General features: G+C 56.4%; 13 protein-coding genes. 12 read left to right on the forward strand and 1 reads right to left on the reverse strand.

All coding sequences use genetic code 11. The features are described from left to right. Positions 1–64: 64 nt before the first annotated feature. The 5 genes from thrA to GWQ29_RS06220 all read left to right on the forward strand — a co-directional run bounded on the left by thrA (position 65) and on the right by GWQ29_RS06220 (position 5,904). A complete protein-coding gene (gene thrA, locus GWQ29_RS06200; RefSeq protein WP_275918997.1) occupies positions 65–2,557 on the forward strand; it encodes a bifunctional aspartate kinase/homoserine dehydrogenase I in 2,493 nt (830 codons plus the stop codon). A gap of 2 nt (positions 2,558–2,559) precedes the next feature. Further along, on the forward strand, positions 2,560–3,552 hold the full coding sequence (thrB, locus tag GWQ29_RS06205; RefSeq protein ID WP_275918998.1) for a homoserine kinase: 993 nt from the start codon (positions 2,560–2,562) through the stop codon (positions 3,550–3,552). Further along, the gene (gene thrC, locus GWQ29_RS06210; protein WP_275918999.1) at positions 3,549–4,823 is read left to right on the forward strand and encodes a threonine synthase; all 1,275 of its coding nucleotides are present in this window, start codon (positions 3,549–3,551) and stop codon (positions 4,821–4,823) included. Before thrB ends, thrC begins: the two co-directional genes overlap by 4 nt. Positions 4,824–4,916: 93 nt before the next feature. Continuing rightward, complete coding sequence (locus GWQ29_RS06215; protein WP_275908680.1) at positions 4,917–5,333, forward strand: SgcJ/EcaC family oxidoreductase; 417 nt, start codon at positions 4,917–4,919, stop codon at positions 5,331–5,333. Positions 5,334–5,655: 322 nt separating this feature from the next. Continuing rightward, a complete protein-coding gene (locus GWQ29_RS06220; protein WP_096118807.1) occupies positions 5,656–5,904 on the forward strand; it encodes a hypothetical protein in 249 nt (82 codons plus the stop codon). A gap of 206 nt (positions 5,905–6,110) precedes the next feature. On the opposite strand, the gene GWQ29_RS06225 is transcribed toward GWQ29_RS06220, so the two are convergent. Next, on the reverse strand, positions 6,111–7,028 hold the full coding sequence (locus tag GWQ29_RS06225; protein WP_275919000.1) for a hypothetical protein: 918 nt from the start codon (positions 7,026–7,028) through the stop codon (positions 6,111–6,113). 263 nt (positions 7,029–7,291) lie between these two features. On the opposite strand from GWQ29_RS06225, the gene GWQ29_RS06230 reads away from it, so the two are divergent. The 7 genes from GWQ29_RS06230 to tsgA all read left to right on the forward strand — a co-directional run bounded on the left by GWQ29_RS06230 (position 7,292) and on the right by tsgA (position 15,880). After that, positions 7,292–8,242 (forward strand): transposase, encoded by a 951-nt coding sequence (locus GWQ29_RS06230; protein WP_275919001.1) that lies wholly within the window; start codon positions 7,292–7,294, stop codon positions 8,240–8,242. 1,187 nt (positions 8,243–9,429) lie between these two features. Further along, entirely contained in the window at positions 9,430–10,014 is a 585-nt protein-coding gene (locus GWQ29_RS06240; RefSeq protein ID WP_345893275.1) for a hypothetical protein, read from the forward strand. Positions 10,015–10,570: 556 nt separating this feature from the next. Next, on the forward strand, positions 10,571–11,056 hold the full coding sequence (locus tag GWQ29_RS06245) for a DUF3617 family protein (protein WP_275919002.1): 486 nt from the start codon (positions 10,571–10,573) through the stop codon (positions 11,054–11,056). A gap of 1,394 nt (positions 11,057–12,450) precedes the next feature. Next, positions 12,451–12,819 carry a hypothetical protein gene (locus GWQ29_RS06250; protein WP_275919003.1) on the forward strand — a complete coding sequence of 123 codons (369 nt, stop codon included), beginning with the start codon at positions 12,451–12,453 and terminating at the stop codon, positions 12,817–12,819. 225 nt (positions 12,820–13,044) lie between these two features. Next, positions 13,045–13,626 carry a DUF1349 domain-containing protein gene (locus GWQ29_RS06255; RefSeq protein WP_275919004.1) on the forward strand — a complete coding sequence of 194 codons (582 nt, stop codon included), beginning with the start codon at positions 13,045–13,047 and terminating at the stop codon, positions 13,624–13,626. 334 nt (positions 13,627–13,960) lie between these two features. Then, positions 13,961–14,662 (forward strand): purine-nucleoside phosphorylase, encoded by a 702-nt coding sequence (deoD, locus tag GWQ29_RS06260; protein WP_005303072.1) that lies wholly within the window; start codon positions 13,961–13,963, stop codon positions 14,660–14,662. A 54-nt stretch (positions 14,663–14,716) separates the two neighbouring features. Beyond that, complete coding sequence (gene tsgA, locus GWQ29_RS06265; protein WP_275919005.1) at positions 14,717–15,880, forward strand: MFS transporter TsgA; 1,164 nt, start codon at positions 14,717–14,719, stop codon at positions 15,878–15,880. The last annotated feature ends 42 nt before the right edge of the window (positions 15,881–15,922 follow it).

Genomic DNA, 15,922 nt, shown 5'->3' on the forward strand with positions numbered 1-15,922 from the left:
TACGGGCCTTTTTGTTGGATTGGTTTTTAGATTGAATTTCATAGATTTACAGGGAGAGAAAGCGATGAGAGTGTTGAAGTTTGGCGGGTCGTCACTGGCCGATGCAGAGCGTTTTTTACGGGTAGCGGATATCGCGGTCAATACCCACGGCCAATCCCAGGTTGCCCTGGTGCTGTCGGCACCGGCCAAGGTGACCAACCACCTGGTCGCCCTGGTGGAGCAGACCAGTCGCGGCATGGATGCCAGTTCCACCCTGTTTGAAATCAACGGCATCTTCTCCCGCCTGCTGGCCGGGTTGAAGGCCGCCTATCCGGCTCTCGATGACAAGGCGCTGCTGGCCCGTCTCACTGCCGAGCTGGATCAGGTGGAGCGGCTGATGCAGGGCATTCGTCTGCTGGGCCTCTGCCCGGACAACGTGCAGGCCCGCATCCTGAGCCGTGGCGAGAATCTCTCCATCGCTTTCATGCACGAGTTGCTGCGAGTGCGTGGCCTCGAGCTGGACATCATAGTGCCGGAGCAACTGCTGGTTACCGACGGCGGTTATCTGGAAGCCCATGTCGATATCGAAGCCTCCCGCCTGCGCTTTGTCGCCAAGGGGCTGCGTCCAGTGGTAGAGGGGCAGGGCCCCGCTGGAAAAGAATCATGTCTCTACCTGATGCCGGGCTTTACCGGCGGCAGCGACAAGGGTGAAACCGTGCTGCTGGGTCGCAATGGTTCGGATTACTCCGCCGCCGTTCTGGCCGCCTGTGTCGATGCCGAATGCTGCGAGATCTGGACCGACGTGGAAGGTTGCTACAACTGCGACCCTCGTCTGGTACCGGATGCCTACCTGCTCAAAACCCTCTCCTATAAAGAGGCGATGGAGCTCTCCTATTTTGGCGCCAAGGTACTGCACCCGAAAACCATCGCGCCGGTGGCCCAGTTCCACATTCCCTGCCTCATCAAGAACAGCTTCAACCCGCAGGGGCCGGGCACCTTGATCGGCGTCGAGCAGGGGGATGATGACCTCAAGGTTAAGGCCATCTCGGATCTCTCCGGCATGTGCATGTTCAACGTCTCCGGCCCCGGCATGAAGGGCATGGTCGGTATGGCAGGCCGCATCTTCTCCGCCGTCTCCCGCGCCGGGGTCAGTATCGTCCTCATCACCCAGTCATCCTCTGAGTACAGCGTCAGCTTCTGTATCCACAGCTATGACAGTGAGAAGACCCGCAAGGTGCTGGAGCGCGAGTTCGAGCTTGAATTCAAGAACCAGCTGCTGGAGCCACTGGATATCATCAGCGATCTCGCCATCATCTCCCTGATCGGTGACGGCATGCGTACCAGCAAGGGGATGGCGGCGCGCTTCTTCACCTCCCTGGCGCAAGCTTCCATCAATATCGTCGCCATCGCGCAAGGGTCGAGCGAGCGCTCCATCTCCGCCGTGGTGCGGGATCGCAAGGTGGCGGAAGCCATCAAGGCCTGCCACCAGAACTTCTTTGGCAGCCAGCAGTTCATCGACCTCTTCGTGGTCGGGGTCGGCGGCGTTGGCGCAGCCCTGGTGGATCAGATCGCCCGCCAGCAGCCGGTGCTCGCCGAGCAGGGCACTGGTCTGCGGGTGGTAGGCATCGCCAACAGCCGCCAGATGGCGGTCAACAAGGATGGACTGGCGCTGGCCAACTGGCGTGAACAGCTGGTGGAAGCCCGTGACAGCTTCAGCCTGGAAGCGGTACAAAAGTTGGTGGAAGAGAGCCACCTCATCAATCCAGTGATCGTCGATTGCACCTCCAGCGAGGCCGTCGCCGTCCAGTACGCCGACTTCCTGGCCGCCGGTTTCCATGTGGTGACCCCGAACAAGAAGGCCAACACAGGGTCGCTCGATTACTACAAGGCGCTGCGCCGCACCGCCCGCCAGACTCGCCGCAAGTTCCTGTACGAAACCAACGTCGGCGCTGGCCTGCCGGTCATCGAGAACCTGCAGAACCTGATCAAGGCCGGTGACAAGCTGCGCGCCTTTGATGGCGTGCTGTCCGGGTCGCTCTCCTTTATCTTCGGCAAGCTGGATGAGGGCATGGCTTTCTCCGAGGCGACCAAAATCGCCCGCGGCAACGGCTTTACCGAGCCGGATCCCCGCGATGACCTCAACGGCATGGATGTGGCCCGCAAGCTCTTGATCCTGGCCCGCGAGGCCGGCATGGCGCTGGAGCTCTCCGATGTCGAGGTCGAGCAGGCGTTGCCGCCGGGCTTTGACGTCAGCGGCGACGTGGAAGCCTTTATGGCTCGTCTGCCCGAAGCCGATGGCTGGTTCCGCGACCAGTTTGCGGCGGCCCAGCGTGAGGGCAAGGTGCTGCGTTATGTGGGGTCGATTGAGGGTGGCCAGTGCAAGGTCGCCATCAAGGCGGTCGGTGGTGATGAACCGCTGTTCAAGGTAAAAGACGGGGAGAACGCGCTCGCCTTCTTCTCCACCTACTACCAGCCGATCCCGCTGGTGCTGCGTGGCTATGGCGCCGGTACCGAAGTGACTGCGGCGGGCGTCTTTGCCGACGTGCTGCGCACCCAGAACTGGAAGCAGGAGTTATAACCATGAGTTCAGAGATGAACCCCTATATGGCAACAGGCGGTAGCGTGGTTGCCTACGCCCCCGCCTCCAGCGCCAACCTGAGCGTGGGATTCGATGTACTGGGGGCGGCGCTCGCCCCCGTGGATGGATCTCTGCTCGGCGATCGGGTGCAAGTGAAAGCGGCTGACGTGGCGTTTGCCCTCTCTTCCGTGGGCCGCTACGCCCACAAGCTGCCCGATGATCCGAAAAAGAACATCCTCTACGACTGCTGGGTGGCCTATGGCGAGGCGCTGGAGAAGCGTGGCCTGACACTCAAGCCGCTCGAAATGGTGCTGGAGAAGAACCTGCCGGTGGGCTCGGGTCTGGGTTCCAGCGCCTGTAGCGTGGTGGCGGCCCTTGAAGGGCTCAACGTCTTCCACGGTTCGCCCCTCAATGAGCACGACATGCTGCTGCTGATGGGGGAGATGGAAGGGCGCATCTCCGGCTCGGTGCACTACGACAACGTGGCCCCCTGCTATCTCGGCGGCATGCAGCTGGTGCTGGAAGAGCACGGCGTCATCAGTCAGGGCATTCCGGTGTTCGAGCAGTGGTACTGGGTGGTCTGCTATCCGGGCACAGTGGTGTCGACCGCCGCTGCCCGCGCCATTCTGCCTGCGCAATATCGCCGTCAGGATTGCCTCACCTATGGTCGTCGCTTGGCTGCCTTTGTTCACGCCAGCTACACAGGGCAGGAGGGGCTGGCTGCCAGCGTACTGAAAGACGTGATTGCCGAACCCTACCGCGCGGCGCTGATCGAAGGCTTTAACGAGGTGCGGGCCCAGGCGGCCCAGAATGGGGCGCTTGCCACCGGCATCTCCGGCTCAGGCCCCAGCGTCTTCGTGGTGATGAAGGATCTGGCCCAGGCCGAGCGGATGAAGGATTGGATGGACGCACATTTTGTGCAGAACGAAGATGGATTTGCCCGGGTCTGCAAACTGGACATGGCCGGGGCACGGGTAACAGGAAGCGAGCTATGAATCTTTACAATATCAAGGACAAGAGTGAACAGGTGAGCTTCGCGCAGGCGGTGCGTCAGGGGCTGGGTCGCGATCAGGGGCTCTTCTTCCCCGAAGTGATTGCGCCGCTGGCCGATGTGGATGCCCTGCTGGCGCTGCCGCTGGCCGAACGCTCTGCCCGCATCATCAGCCACCTGCTGGGGGATGAAGTGCCCGCGGCCAAGGTAAGCGAGCTGATTAACGCCGCCTTCACCTTCCCGGCGCCGCTGGTGAAACTCAAAGATGGCACTTATGCCCTTGAGCTGTTCCATGGCCCGACCCTGGCGTTCAAGGATTTCGGCGGCCGCTTTATGGCCCAGTGCCTCGCGGCCTTTAGAACCAACGACAAAATCACTATCCTCACCGCCACCTCCGGCGACACCGGCGCAGCCGTGGCCCACGCCTTCTACGGGCTGGAGGGGATCGAGGTGGTGATCCTCTATCCCAAGGGCAAGATAAGCCCGCTGCAGGAGAAGCTCTTCTGCACCCTCGGCGGCAATATCCGCACCATCGCCATCGACGGCGACTTCGATGCCTGTCAGGCGCTGGTGAAAGATGCCTTCGACGACGAGGCGCTGAAAAAGGCGATTGGCCTCAACTCCGCCAACTCCATCAACATCAGCCGTCTGCTGGCCCAGGTTTGCTACTACTTCGAGGCAGTGGCCCAGCTGCCCAAAGCTGATCGCGCCAAGGCGGTCATCAGCGTGCCGTCCGGCAACTTTGGCAACCTTACCGCAGGGCTGATCGCCAAGGCGCTGGGGCTGCCGGTGAAGCGCTTTATCGCCGCCACCAACGCCAACGACACAGTGCCGCGCTACCTGAAATCCGGTCAGTGGGAGCCACACCAGACAGTGGCGACCCTGTCGAATGCCATGGACGTGAGCCGCCCCAACAACTGGCCTAGGGTGGAAGAGCTGTGCCGCCGCGAAGGCTGGGCGCTGGAAACCTTGGGCTCCGGCATGCGTGACGACGCTCAGACCCGCGATGCCCTCAAACGCCTGCATCAGCTGGATTACCTGTGCGAGCCCCACGGCGCCATTGCCTGGGATCTGCTGGGCGAACAGCTGGCCGAGGACGAAGTAGGGGTCTTCCTCTGCACCGCCCATCCCGCCAAGTTCAAGGAGTCGGTGGACGAGATCCTGGGGCTGGACGTGCCGCTGCCCGGCCCGCTTGCCAAGCACGCCGAACTGCCGCTGCTCTCCGTTAATTTGCCTGCGGAGTTTGCCCGCCTAAGGGCCTTCCTACTCGGTTAAGTTGATTGCCAATCCCCCGACTTCGGGGGATTTTCTATCTGTTGTTTTCTATCCGTGACAGGGCGGGCAAGCCGCCCCATATAAGGAGTGAAGATGAGTCAGCATCCCCTTCGTACCCTTATCGAGACCTGCGACGCCGCCATCTCCCGGCGCGATTTCGACGCCCTGATGGCCTTCTACGCCGAAGATGCCGCCCTAGTTGTCAAACCCGGCATGGTGGTGCGTGGCATCCCCGCCATCCGCCGCGCCTTCGGGGCCATCTCGGACCATTTTCAGGGCCGGCTCCAGGTCACCCAGGGTGCAATGAAGGTGATAGAAGGGGCCGATAATGCCTTGGTGATCATGGAAACCCGGCTGCGTTATCCCGATGGTGAGGGAGGGGTTATCGATGAAACCCGCCGCGCCACCTATGTGTTTCGCAAAGAAACCGATGGACAGTGGCGCTGCACCATAGACAACTCCTACGGCACTGCATTGCTGGCGGCGGTGGACCCCGCGCCTTCTGCCTGAACGCTACCAAGCGCTATCGCAGAGTGGGGGCTGGTACAAGCCCCCGAATGGCAGAAAATCAATAAGCTGCTGATATAGAAACACTTGTTAGACGTTACTGTGGTGCGGCGCCGGTTTGTTGCAGGTTCTCTCCGCCATAGTGGCTGCGCGCAGAAGAATAAGAATCATGGGAAAAACCCGCTGATGGGGAGTCCCTTGACCAGCTGGTCGGTGGCTGTTAATCAGGGTGCTGCATGAAGCCATCATGGACGAACAAGGCCGGGACCCTGTTCAGGGTTGGTGGCCGATGGCCGGATAATCACGAATCAGGGAGCAAACCATCATGTGGCCGTACCGAAAAATAGTGACTCAGTCCCTCAAAACCCCTTTGGTGATCGCCAGGATCATTTTCTACTTCGCCTTGCTCATGCTGCTACCGCTGCCTTTTATGGTGACTGCAGACTCTGTTCTGGTGGCAAGTGGGCGTGTTTATTACTTCCTCTTCTCGCTGCCCATTGCCATGGTGCTGATGCTCATCTCTAGCCTGATGGCCATCATGATCGCGAAAGTGGAAGCGCTGAATAACCGTTGATGGTGAGAAGCCAATCCCTGCTCGCCGATGCAGATAGTGACTCGTCAAACAGGATAAACAGGAAACAAAAAATCCCCGAGCGCAGGGGATTTTTATTGCGCGAGCAGGCCGCGCTGCGTCAGAACCGGGAGGCTAGAAACCTTATGGTTACCGGTTTGTTGTACCTGGATTTTCTGACTGTCTGTTAGTGGTGAGCGCCGACAGGTCTACTCGACGGCCGTTTTTTCACAGCTGGGGTTGCCCAGATCGTCGTGAACACTGCAATCCCAGTTATGCGCGCCATCGCTGAGCTGGTCGTATTCCACCTTGGCTGCGGCCAGATTGACCCCTTCCAGTTCGGTCGGCTTGATGTTCACATACCAAACGCGTGTGCCATCGGTGACGAAGTTCTCCTGCAGCGGTTTGATAAGGTCGCTGTCGACCCCTTTTGGCAGGGGCGCGATCCGCTTGTTGCCGCTATAGAAGCCGTCTTTGGTTACGGCCGAAGAGAAGTTCAGGCAGTGGAAGCTGGAGGCATCCACCTCTTGTTGGGTTTCCCCCTCGAAATAGAGGGTGTCATCGATCTTGGCCCACCCTTGGCAGGTATCGTACAGCACGACTTTGCCCTTGTGGGGGATGATTTTGGTTTGTTCGGCCACATAGTAGTAGTGACGCAGATCGGCGGCCTGACCATGGGCCGTCTTCAGGTGCTTGGGATCTGCCCCCTCGAGTACTTCGCCGGTGACGAGAAATACATGACGCCCGTCACTCGCGAAAGGGTGGTCGAGCAATGCAAACGCGGCTGTATTGACCGGTACCTTGATTTGCTCGCAATAGGCATAGGCCTGTTGCCCGCTCAGCAGGAAGCTGCCAAGCGCCTTGGCCGTGTTGATATCAAAGCTTGCGGGCAATTGCTGGTCGTTACAGAAATAACGACCTTGTGAGAGGGCAATGCTGAAATCATCGTTGCGATATGTGACATCAAAGTCTGTCGGCAACGCATCTGCAAGGGGTTTGCCTGGCAGGTTGCCATAGGGTTTGAAGACTACCTTGTCTGCTTCAAGTTGATAGGGAGCAGTGACTTCGGCATTGGTCACAACTAGCGGCAGACAGCACACCAGCAGGGCGCAGTAGCGAACGTTCATAAGGACTCACTGTTTATTGAATAGGTGGGTGATGATGCAAAACGGCAGCCTGGGTCTCGAGAAAATAGCATGCCCCCACAGTGGTGCCGTTTGGCATCATACTTAGGGTGGTTTCCATATGGCAAGCATAAAGCAGCGTCAAGGCAACCCACTCGGGAGGCGGGGGCGCTTTGCGACTTTCAAATTGGGACACCCACCTTTTTGACAGCGGCGCACTGCTGTACTTGGCTTGAGATGAGAGGTCACAGTCGGGGGGAGGAGCCATGACTATTGCCCGTTCACGTCAAATCAGTCTGCAGGATACGCCTTACTACCATGTGGTCAGCCGCTGTGTGCGGCGGGCTTTTCTGTGCGGGGAAGATACCCATTCTGGCCAGAGTTACGAGCACCGGCGCCAGTGGGTAGTCGACAAGTTGGGCCAACTGTCGCGGCTATTTGCCATCAGCGTCTGTGCTTATGCGGTGATGAGCAACCACTATCACCTGGTGCTCAAGGTGGAGCAAGATACCGCCTCCAGCTGGAGCGAACGGGAAGTGGCCGAGCGCTGGGCAGCGCTGTTCCAGTGGCCATTGTTGGTACGGCGCTGGTATCAAGGGGAATCCTTGATTGAGCCCGAACTTATGGTGGTGCAGCAACTGATAGAGGAATGGCGGGAGCGGCTTTATTCCATCAGCTGGTTTGTGCGGCTGCTCAATGAAACCCTGGCACGGCAGGCCAATCGGGAAGATGGCTGCAAGGGCCATTTCTGGGAAGGGCGCTTCAAAAGCCAGGCCCTGCTCACCGAGTCAGCCCTGCTGGCCTGCATGGCGTATGTGGACCTCAACCCGATACGGGCTGGATTGGCCGACCGGCCCGAGCAGAGTGATTACACCAGCATCAAGCAACGTCTCGAGAAAGATCCCGGCACTGATGTTTTGCCACCACTATTGCTGCCGTTTGCCAGTAAGTTCGAACCTGACGGCCTGCCCTATGCTTTTTCTGACTATCTGATGCTGGTTGACTGGACCGGCCGTGCAATTCGGACCGACAAGCGGGGTTATATTCCGGCCCACCTTGCCCCAATCTTGGCGCGGTTGGGCCTTGATGGTACCCGATGGCTGAAACAGGTGACCCTGTTTAGGCGACAAGGGATTAGAGTTGTGGGAGACAAGGCGCATTGTCGGCAGTTCGCCCACCACTGTGGTCAACAACGATGTCATCAGCCACTTGAGTAATTCGGTAAGTTTTGTTTCCCCTCTATTTTTGACCTCTTTTCCGATGTGATGAATTGCCACGCCTGCACCAGCGTTTTGCCAGGTCAAAGCTAATTGTTTGCCCCATGTTGACCTTTTTTCTTCGTTAGCTTTTGTGATGGTAAAAATAGCCAGCTGAGGGGCTGCTGGCTCAGAAAGATGGGTGTCCTAGATTTTCCGGCACCGATGTTTTGCCACCACTATTGCTGCCGTTTGCCAGTAAGTTCGAACCTGACGGCCTGCCCTATGCCTTTTCTGACTATCTGATGCTGGTTGACTGGACAGGCCGTGCAATTCGGACCGACAAGCGAGGCTATATTCCGGCCAATCTGGCCCCAATCTTGGCGCGGTTGGGCCTTGATGGTGCCCGATGGCTGAAACAGGTGACACTGTTTAGGCGACAAGGGATCAGAGTTGTGGGAGACAAGGCGCATTGCCGGCAGTTCGCCCACCACTGTGGTCAACAACGATGTCATCAGCCACCGTACTAATCCGTTAGACCCTGCCTTCTCCCCCGTTTTTGGCATATGTTCCGGTGTCAGGCATTGCCATGTTTGCACAAGCGGTTTGTCAGATAAAAACCGCTCGCTTGCCCGATTGTTACTGTTTTCCTGGGGTCAGTATTCATGATTGCAGAGATAGCCAGCCGAGCAGTGGCTGGCTCAGAAAGGTGGGTGTCCTAATTTCTTTTCCAGTATCAAACAGCGTCTCGAGAAAGATCCCGGCACCGATATTTTGCCACCACTATTGCTGCCGTTTGCCAGTAAGTTCGAACCTGACGGCCTGCCCTATGTCTTTTCTGACTATCTGATGCTGGTTGACTGGACAGGCCGTGCAATTCGGACCGACAAGCGGGGTTATATTCCGGCCCACCTGGCCCCAATCTTGGCGCGGTTGGGCCTTGATGGTACCCGATGGCTGAAACAGGTGGCACTGTTTAGGCGACAAGGGATCAGAGTTGTGGGAGACAAGGCGCATTGTCGGCAGTTCGCCCACCACTGTGGTCAACAACGATGTCATCAGCCACCGTACTAATCTATTAGGCCCTGTTTTCTCCCCATTTTTGGCATATGTTCCTGTGTCAGGCATTACCACGTTTGCACAAACGGTTTGTCAGGTAAAAACCGCTCGATTGCCCAATTTTTACTGTTTTCCTGGGGGCAGTATTCATGATTGCAGAGATAGCCAGCCGAGCAGTGGCTGGCTCAGAAAGGTGGGTGTCCAGGATTTTTCATGAAACCCTGGCACGGCAGGCCAATCGGGAAGATGGCTGCAAGGGCCATTTCTGGGAAGGGCGCTTCAAAAGCCAGGCCCTGCTCACCGAGTCAGCCCTTCTGGCCTGCATGGCGTATGTGGACCTCAATCCGATACGGGCTGGATTGGCCAACCGGCCCGAGCAGAGTGATTACACCAGTATCAAACAGCGTCTCGAGAAAGATCCCGGCACCGATAATTTGCCACCACTATTGCTGCCGTTTGCCAGTAAGTTCGAACCTGACGGCCTGCCCTATGCCTTTTCTGACTATCTGATGCTGGTTGACTGGACAGGCCGTGCAATTCGGACCGACAAGCGGGGCTATATTCCGGCCAATCTGGCCCCAATCTTGGCGCGGTTGGGCCTTGATGGTGCCCGATGGCTGAAACAGGTGACACTGTTTAGGCGACAAGGGATCAGAGTTGTGGGAGACAAGGCGCATTGCCGGCAGTTCGCCCACCACTGTGGTCAACAACGATGTCATCAGCCACCGTACTAATCCGTTAGACCCTGCCTTCTCCCCCGTTTTTGGCATATGTTCCGGTGTCAGGCATTGCCATGTTTGCACAAGCGGTTTGTCAGATAAAAACCGCTCGCTTGCCCGATTGTTACTGTTTTCCTGGGGTCAGTATTCATGATTGCAGAGATAGCCAGCCGAGCAGTGGCTGGCTCAGAAAGGTGGGTGTCCTAGATTTCCTGCGGGAAGATGAAGATGATGCAGCATTTCATTTATTGATCTTGCCCAAGAAACGCACATGTCCTTCTTTTTTCCTTGGATTTATTCTCTAAGATAGCCGTTTGAAGATGGTCTCCTTGGTAACACGGATGTATCATGCCAGATCTGTGTAGATTAAAAGTTGCAAACCATAGACTGTCAGTCAGTGGGGTTTGCCAATGTATTCAGCATTGGCGGTAGGCGCGTAATGGATTGATCTAAAAATTTTTTTGAATTTGGTTATCAGGGGTTAACGGAGTGATAGGGAAGGTGCGACTAATGAATTAGTGCCGTCTTCCATCTACTTAGTGTTAGTTACACATGATTAATAAGGCTTAAGATGAAGAATAAAGTTGTAATTTCACTGGCTATTCTATTTGGTTTGAATGTAAGTTCTGTTTTAGCCGAAGGAATCATGATTCCTGGTGGGTGGGAAACCACAATGAGTATGATTGCTGAAAACCCGAGCACTGGAGAGAAGAAGAATATTGGTGAATCTAAAGCTTCAACATGTCTTAGTAAAGAGTTTTTGGCTTCAGATCCATATTTGACAGCAACGTTGGATCAGGGAAAATTAAAAGGGAGAGGCGTCGATTGCAGTGTTAAAAACTATGAGCGTGAGGGGGCTATGGCTCACTGGATGATGGCGTGTACTACCAATGATGGAAAATCATTCACGATGAAATTTAATGTGAAACTGTCTGCCAAACAGGTAATAGCCACTGTAAATCAGGTCGTAACACAAGGATTTCAGTCAGCATATATTAATTCATCGGTGAAACATACGTATATTGGAGAATGTACCGATGATATGCCAAGGTTGTGAGAAATTGCTGCTAACAAAAAAATCACTCTGACAAACTTTCGAAATATTCGTTTGTGCTATACATGGCACAAACCTCACACAGCTAAAATCTGTTGATGATTTTCGGAAAATCGCATTATGTTGTTGAATGAGTAGATCAGCAATTTGTTATTGGTGTTGATATTGGCTGTACAGATCTGGTTGTCATATGACGCCGGCCTCAAACCGGTGTCATGTTTACGTTGCTTTAGTAGGAGGGTAAATTGAGACTCTTACCTTTTTGACACCATAATATTCGCCTGTTCAGGTCTTACTACGTCTGAACACGTGGCCCGCTAGGTAAAAGTCGCCTTCTTGCCCGATCTTTAGTAGGTTCTTGGTGGAGTGGTGTGTTATGAGAGACATAGCTAGCTAGGTAATTGCTGGCTCAGAAAGATAGAGCCCTAGATTTCTAAGTCTAATCTGTACATAAATTTAATTACCATATTGATTTTCCCATATGCCTGTGACATCGTAGCAGGGGGGGGCTCTACCTTAATATTATTGATTGCTATCTTTTCTAAAAAGTTATTTCTCTCATCGAGAACCTTCTCTAAATGTTCCATATTGTTTTTATATCGCCAGTGGTTTTATAAAGAAAAAACCAATTGTTTTTATATCTTCGCGTTGAACTGACAGCATTTTGCAAATGCCATAAGGCATAGTTAGTCATAATTCTTCACAATTAATTAAGGGTGCAGAGTAAAATGGTTGACATGTATATCTGTACTTGAAATGTCAAAGTTTTTAAATGTGCATACATGTTCACCATTGATGTACTTATAGCATTCATTTAATAAATTATGGAATTCATGATTTCTTTTGATAAATCATATCCATTAAAAAATTTTTAGAGAGAAAACGACTTAAAAAATACATGTTTTAGCTCTCAGAATTATTTTTTAATAGTCTTTAAGAATTTTTATTTTTTAACTTAATTTATTTAAAATGCTAGGTCATTAATTAGGTCAGTTTCATTACCCTTAGGGGACGTATGGGTGTCGCTCACTTCTCGGATTCCGGCGTGCTAGTCAAAAAGTGGCGTAACAGTCAGTAATGATTGGTTTTTTGCGCTGGTTCAAAAAATGGCTGAGGTGGGAAACTGGATTCCCATGGCCCTTGATTTTATTGGGGTTGGCTGTCGTGGTGGAGAAGAGGGGTTTGGCTTGCTGTTGAGACGGAGCTGGCCGGAGAGAATCCCGCTTAGCCAATCGGCGCTATAGTGCGGGCGATGGTTGCCCTGTGCTCCGTTTCCCAGGGTGGCGAGGCGGGGGATCTGCGGCAACAATCAGCTGTTGCAATCACAGCCATTTGCAACACATCGTCATGCAAATATGACCATGCAAACACATCACCAGATAGAGAGGAGATCACCCATGAAGCGTACCATCCTGTTCGGCCTGCTCTGCGGCAGCGTGCTGCTGGCCAATCCGGTCTTTGCCAACGACGCAGCCCAGTTGCAGTGCGAGGCGCAGGCCGCAGCGAAAAAGCTTAACGGCGTCGCCAAGACCAGCTTTGTCGGCAAGTGTGTGAAAGATGCCGCTGGCGCTGCGACCGGCGAGTGCGAGAAGGCGGCCGCCGACAAGAAGTTGGCTGGCGCGGCCAAGAACAGCTTTATCCAGAAGTGCGTCAAGACGGGCGCTGCGATGGATCCGGCGGCCAAGTGCGAGAAGGCCGCCGCTGACAAGAAGCTGGCGGGCGCGGCCAAGAACAGCTTTATCCAGAAGTGCGTCAAATCGGCATAAGCCAACAGGTCGACAGTGCATGCTAGCGGGGGCCATCAGGCCCCCGTGCTTTTTAGGGGGACGGATGGCGCGGGGCACCAGGCTTGTATCGGGGCGGCAATAGCGACACTATTGACTCCTTTTATGGGTTCCGCAGAGGCGCAGCCATGACCTGTCGTGACCGGACGAGGTGTTGGCGAGCCGCATTTGTGCGGGATTACGCGGGATAAAAGGGAGTAGAGCAGCATGATGGAAGGCACAGCGTGGCGCTGGCTCAATGAGCCCGCCGAGTGGCGCAAGACCAGCGATGGCTTGCAGGTAGTGACGGACAAGCAGACCGATTTTTGGCGCAGCACCTGGTATGGCTTCGAGCGCCACAGCGGGCATCTCTATGGTTGCGAGGTTGAAGGGGAGTTTACCTTTCAGGTCTGCGTCGAGGGGGAGTTCACCACCCTCTACGATCAGGCGGGGCTGATGCTGCTGCAAGACGACGCGCACTGGCTCAAAGCGGGGATCGAGTACAACGATGCCCAGCCGATGATCGGCAGCGTGCTCACCAACCCACGCTCTGACTGGGCCACCGGTATTTTCACCGGCAATCCGCGCCGCTTCTGGCTGCGGCTGACCCGGCTGGCCGATTGCCTGCGCCTGCAATACTCCACCGATGGCAAGGTGTGGCCGCTGCTGCGCCTCGCCCCGTTCCCGCCAAGCGAACGCTGCTTTATCGGGGTGATGTGCTGTACCCCGGAGCGGCAGGGGTTGGCGGTGCGCTTCTCTGACCTGCGCCTCACGGCGCCTCTGGGCAAGGCGCTGCATGATTTGAGCTAGCTATCTGCCTATTGTTGGCGCCGTGACGGCGTCAACCGGCAGAACCAACAATGTCATCGGCCCGTTGCGCCAGTAACAGGGTCTATCGAGCGGGAGGGCAGTTGCCCTCCCGCTTTTTTATGCCGCTTGCCCGGCGCGTCAGGTATGGCGGGTGACTGTGGCGGGCAAGCCGTAGCAAGCAACGTCGAAAAGCATGCGGCACGCAACGCAGCAGACAACAAGTTGCCGGAACTGGGATCTCGATCGGGGCAACAGGACTTTTGTCCTGCAAAGGGAGGCCGGGCGGGGGCTAGGATGCGCTCATCCACAAGAGTCAAACTGGAGCACAACAACAATGACCGCTCATATCAATGCCAACCCGGGCGATTTCGCCGAGACCGTCATCATGCCGGGGGATCCGCTGCGGGCCCGCTATATCGCCGAGACCTTTCTGACCGATGCGCGCGAGGTGACCAATGTGCGCAACATGCTGGGCTACACCGGCTACTACAACGGCCAGCGTATCTCTGTGATGGGCCATGGCATGGGGATCCCCTCCATGGTGCTCTACGCCCACGAGCTGGTGAATGACTTCGGGGTCAAGCGCATCATCCGCATCGGCAGTCTGGGGGCGACCCAGCGTCACGTGCAGATGCGTGATGTGATCCTGGCGCAGGCGGCAGGCACCGATTCCCCCACCAATGCCAAGCGCAGCGCCGGTTACCAGATGGCGACTTCGGCCGATTTCGCCCTGCTGCACAAGGCGTTTACCAAGGCGCAGGAGAAGGCCATTCCGGTCAAGGTGGGCAATATCTTCACCGGTGACCTCTATTACGATCCGGACGAAAACCTCATTCCGGCGCTGGAGAAGTTCGGTGTGCTCGGCATCGACATGGAGGTGGCCGGTCTCTACGGGCTGGCCCATCAGCAGGGGATCGAGGCGCTCGCCATCCTGACTGTTTCCGACCACTGCCTGACCGGTGAAGAGACTACTGCCGAGGAGCGGCAGCTCTCCTTCAACCAGATGATCGAGCTGGCGCTGCACACAGCGCTGTAAGCGCAGCCGCGCCGCCAACCCTGCCCGCACCCTGACCCCTATGAGAGATCCAATATGAACAATAAGCTCTCCCTCACTGCCATCAGCTTCCTGGCCAACTTTGTGATGGCCGGTTTTGCGACCCAGTTCGGCATGCTGATCGAACCCATAGCCGCCAAGTTTGGCGCCGACGTCAATCAGGTGGCCTCCATCTTCTCCCTGCTCAACGGCGGGGCGCTGGCGGGCACCATTGCCGCCTTCTTCCTCATAGAGAAGGTGGGTCTCAAGCGGATGACGCTGCTCTGCTACGGGCTGATCGCCCTGGCGGCGGCATCCCTCCACCTGACCGGTTCCCTCTATGTGGTGATGGCGGCCATGACGGTGATTGGCCTGTGTGGCGGGGTGGGGCTCTGCATTGCGGGAACCCTGGTGGTGAGTGTCTGGAAGGCGCGGATGCAGAGCACCATGCTGGTGGTGCAGGATGCCACCTTCAACGTGGCCGGGGTGGTCTTTCCGCTCATCACCACTTACACCCTGACCCACGCCATGGTGTGGAGCTGGAGCTATCTGGCGGTGGGCGTGGTGGCGCTGGCCACCATGCTGGTGGCTGTGCTGACGAACTTCAAGGCCTGCGAGGCGGGCGGCGAGAGCGCCGGTAACGAGCACTCCGAGTGGAACCTTGGCATCATCAGCGGCGGGCTGGGGCTCTTTCTCGGCATGCTGGCGCTTTACACCTTCCTCACCTGGGCGCCCATGTTCGTGAAGAACAAGTTCGGCATCCCCTTCGAGGAGGCGGGCAACATCATCACCCAGTACTGGACGGCGGCCCTGCTCGGCGCCCTGGTGTCGACCGCCATCGTCACCCGCATTCCGATCCGCACCTTCCTGCTGGTGATCATCACCCTGGCGATGGGGATGACGGCCTTGATCGTTACCACCGACAACCTGAGCCAGCTGCCTTACCTCACCTATGGTTACGGCTTTGTCTGCGCCGCGCTCTACAACGCCTTTATCGCCTACGGGGTGTCGTTTGTGCGGCAGGCATCGAGCAAGAACGTCTCCTATATCCTTATCAGTGGCAGCGCCGGAGCCATGTTCAGCCCGGCCATCAGCGCCCTGCTGGAGCAGGTGATCGGCTTGCAGGCGGTGATGTACGCCATCCCGCTGATCTACGGCCTGATCCTCGCCATGCTGGTGGCCTCGCTGCGCATCGCCCGGCCCCAGCCTTGTCTGGCCTGAGTTGGAGAGTGAATAACAAGAGGGGCGGTATCGACCGCCCCT

The organism is Aeromonas sp. 2HA2, assembly GCF_029237345.1.
Taxonomy (GTDB): Bacteria; Pseudomonadota; Gammaproteobacteria; order Enterobacterales; family Aeromonadaceae; genus Aeromonas; species Aeromonas salmonicida.

Coding starts and splice junctions, on each gene's coding strand:
- GWQ29_RS06225 (WP_275919000.1), bottom strand. CDS start 7,028: ATGAACGTTCGCTACTGCGCCCTGCTGGTGTGCTGTCTGCCGCTAGTT.
- GWQ29_RS06245 (WP_275919002.1), top strand. CDS start 10,571: ATGAAGAATAAAGTTGTAATTTCACTGGCTATTCTATTTGGTTTGAAT.
- deoD (WP_005303072.1), top strand. CDS start 13,961: ATGACCGCTCATATCAATGCCAACCCGGGCGATTTCGCCGAGACCGTC.
- tsgA (WP_275919005.1), top strand. CDS start 14,717: ATGAACAATAAGCTCTCCCTCACTGCCATCAGCTTCCTGGCCAACTTT.
- GWQ29_RS06230 (WP_275919001.1), top strand. CDS start 7,292: ATGACTATTGCCCGTTCACGTCAAATCAGTCTGCAGGATACGCCTTAC.
- GWQ29_RS06215 (WP_275908680.1), top strand. CDS start 4,917: ATGAGTCAGCATCCCCTTCGTACCCTTATCGAGACCTGCGACGCCGCC.
- GWQ29_RS06240 (WP_345893275.1), top strand. CDS start 9,430: ATGATTGCAGAGATAGCCAGCCGAGCAGTGGCTGGCTCAGAAAGGTGG.
- GWQ29_RS06220 (WP_096118807.1), top strand. CDS start 5,656: ATGTGGCCGTACCGAAAAATAGTGACTCAGTCCCTCAAAACCCCTTTG.
- GWQ29_RS06250 (WP_275919003.1), top strand. CDS start 12,451: ATGAAGCGTACCATCCTGTTCGGCCTGCTCTGCGGCAGCGTGCTGCTG.
- thrB (WP_275918998.1), top strand. CDS start 2,560: ATGAGTTCAGAGATGAACCCCTATATGGCAACAGGCGGTAGCGTGGTT.
- thrA (WP_275918997.1), top strand. CDS start 65: ATGAGAGTGTTGAAGTTTGGCGGGTCGTCACTGGCCGATGCAGAGCGT.
- GWQ29_RS06255 (WP_275919004.1), top strand. CDS start 13,045: ATGATGGAAGGCACAGCGTGGCGCTGGCTCAATGAGCCCGCCGAGTGG.
- thrC (WP_275918999.1), top strand. CDS start 3,549: ATGAATCTTTACAATATCAAGGACAAGAGTGAACAGGTGAGCTTCGCG.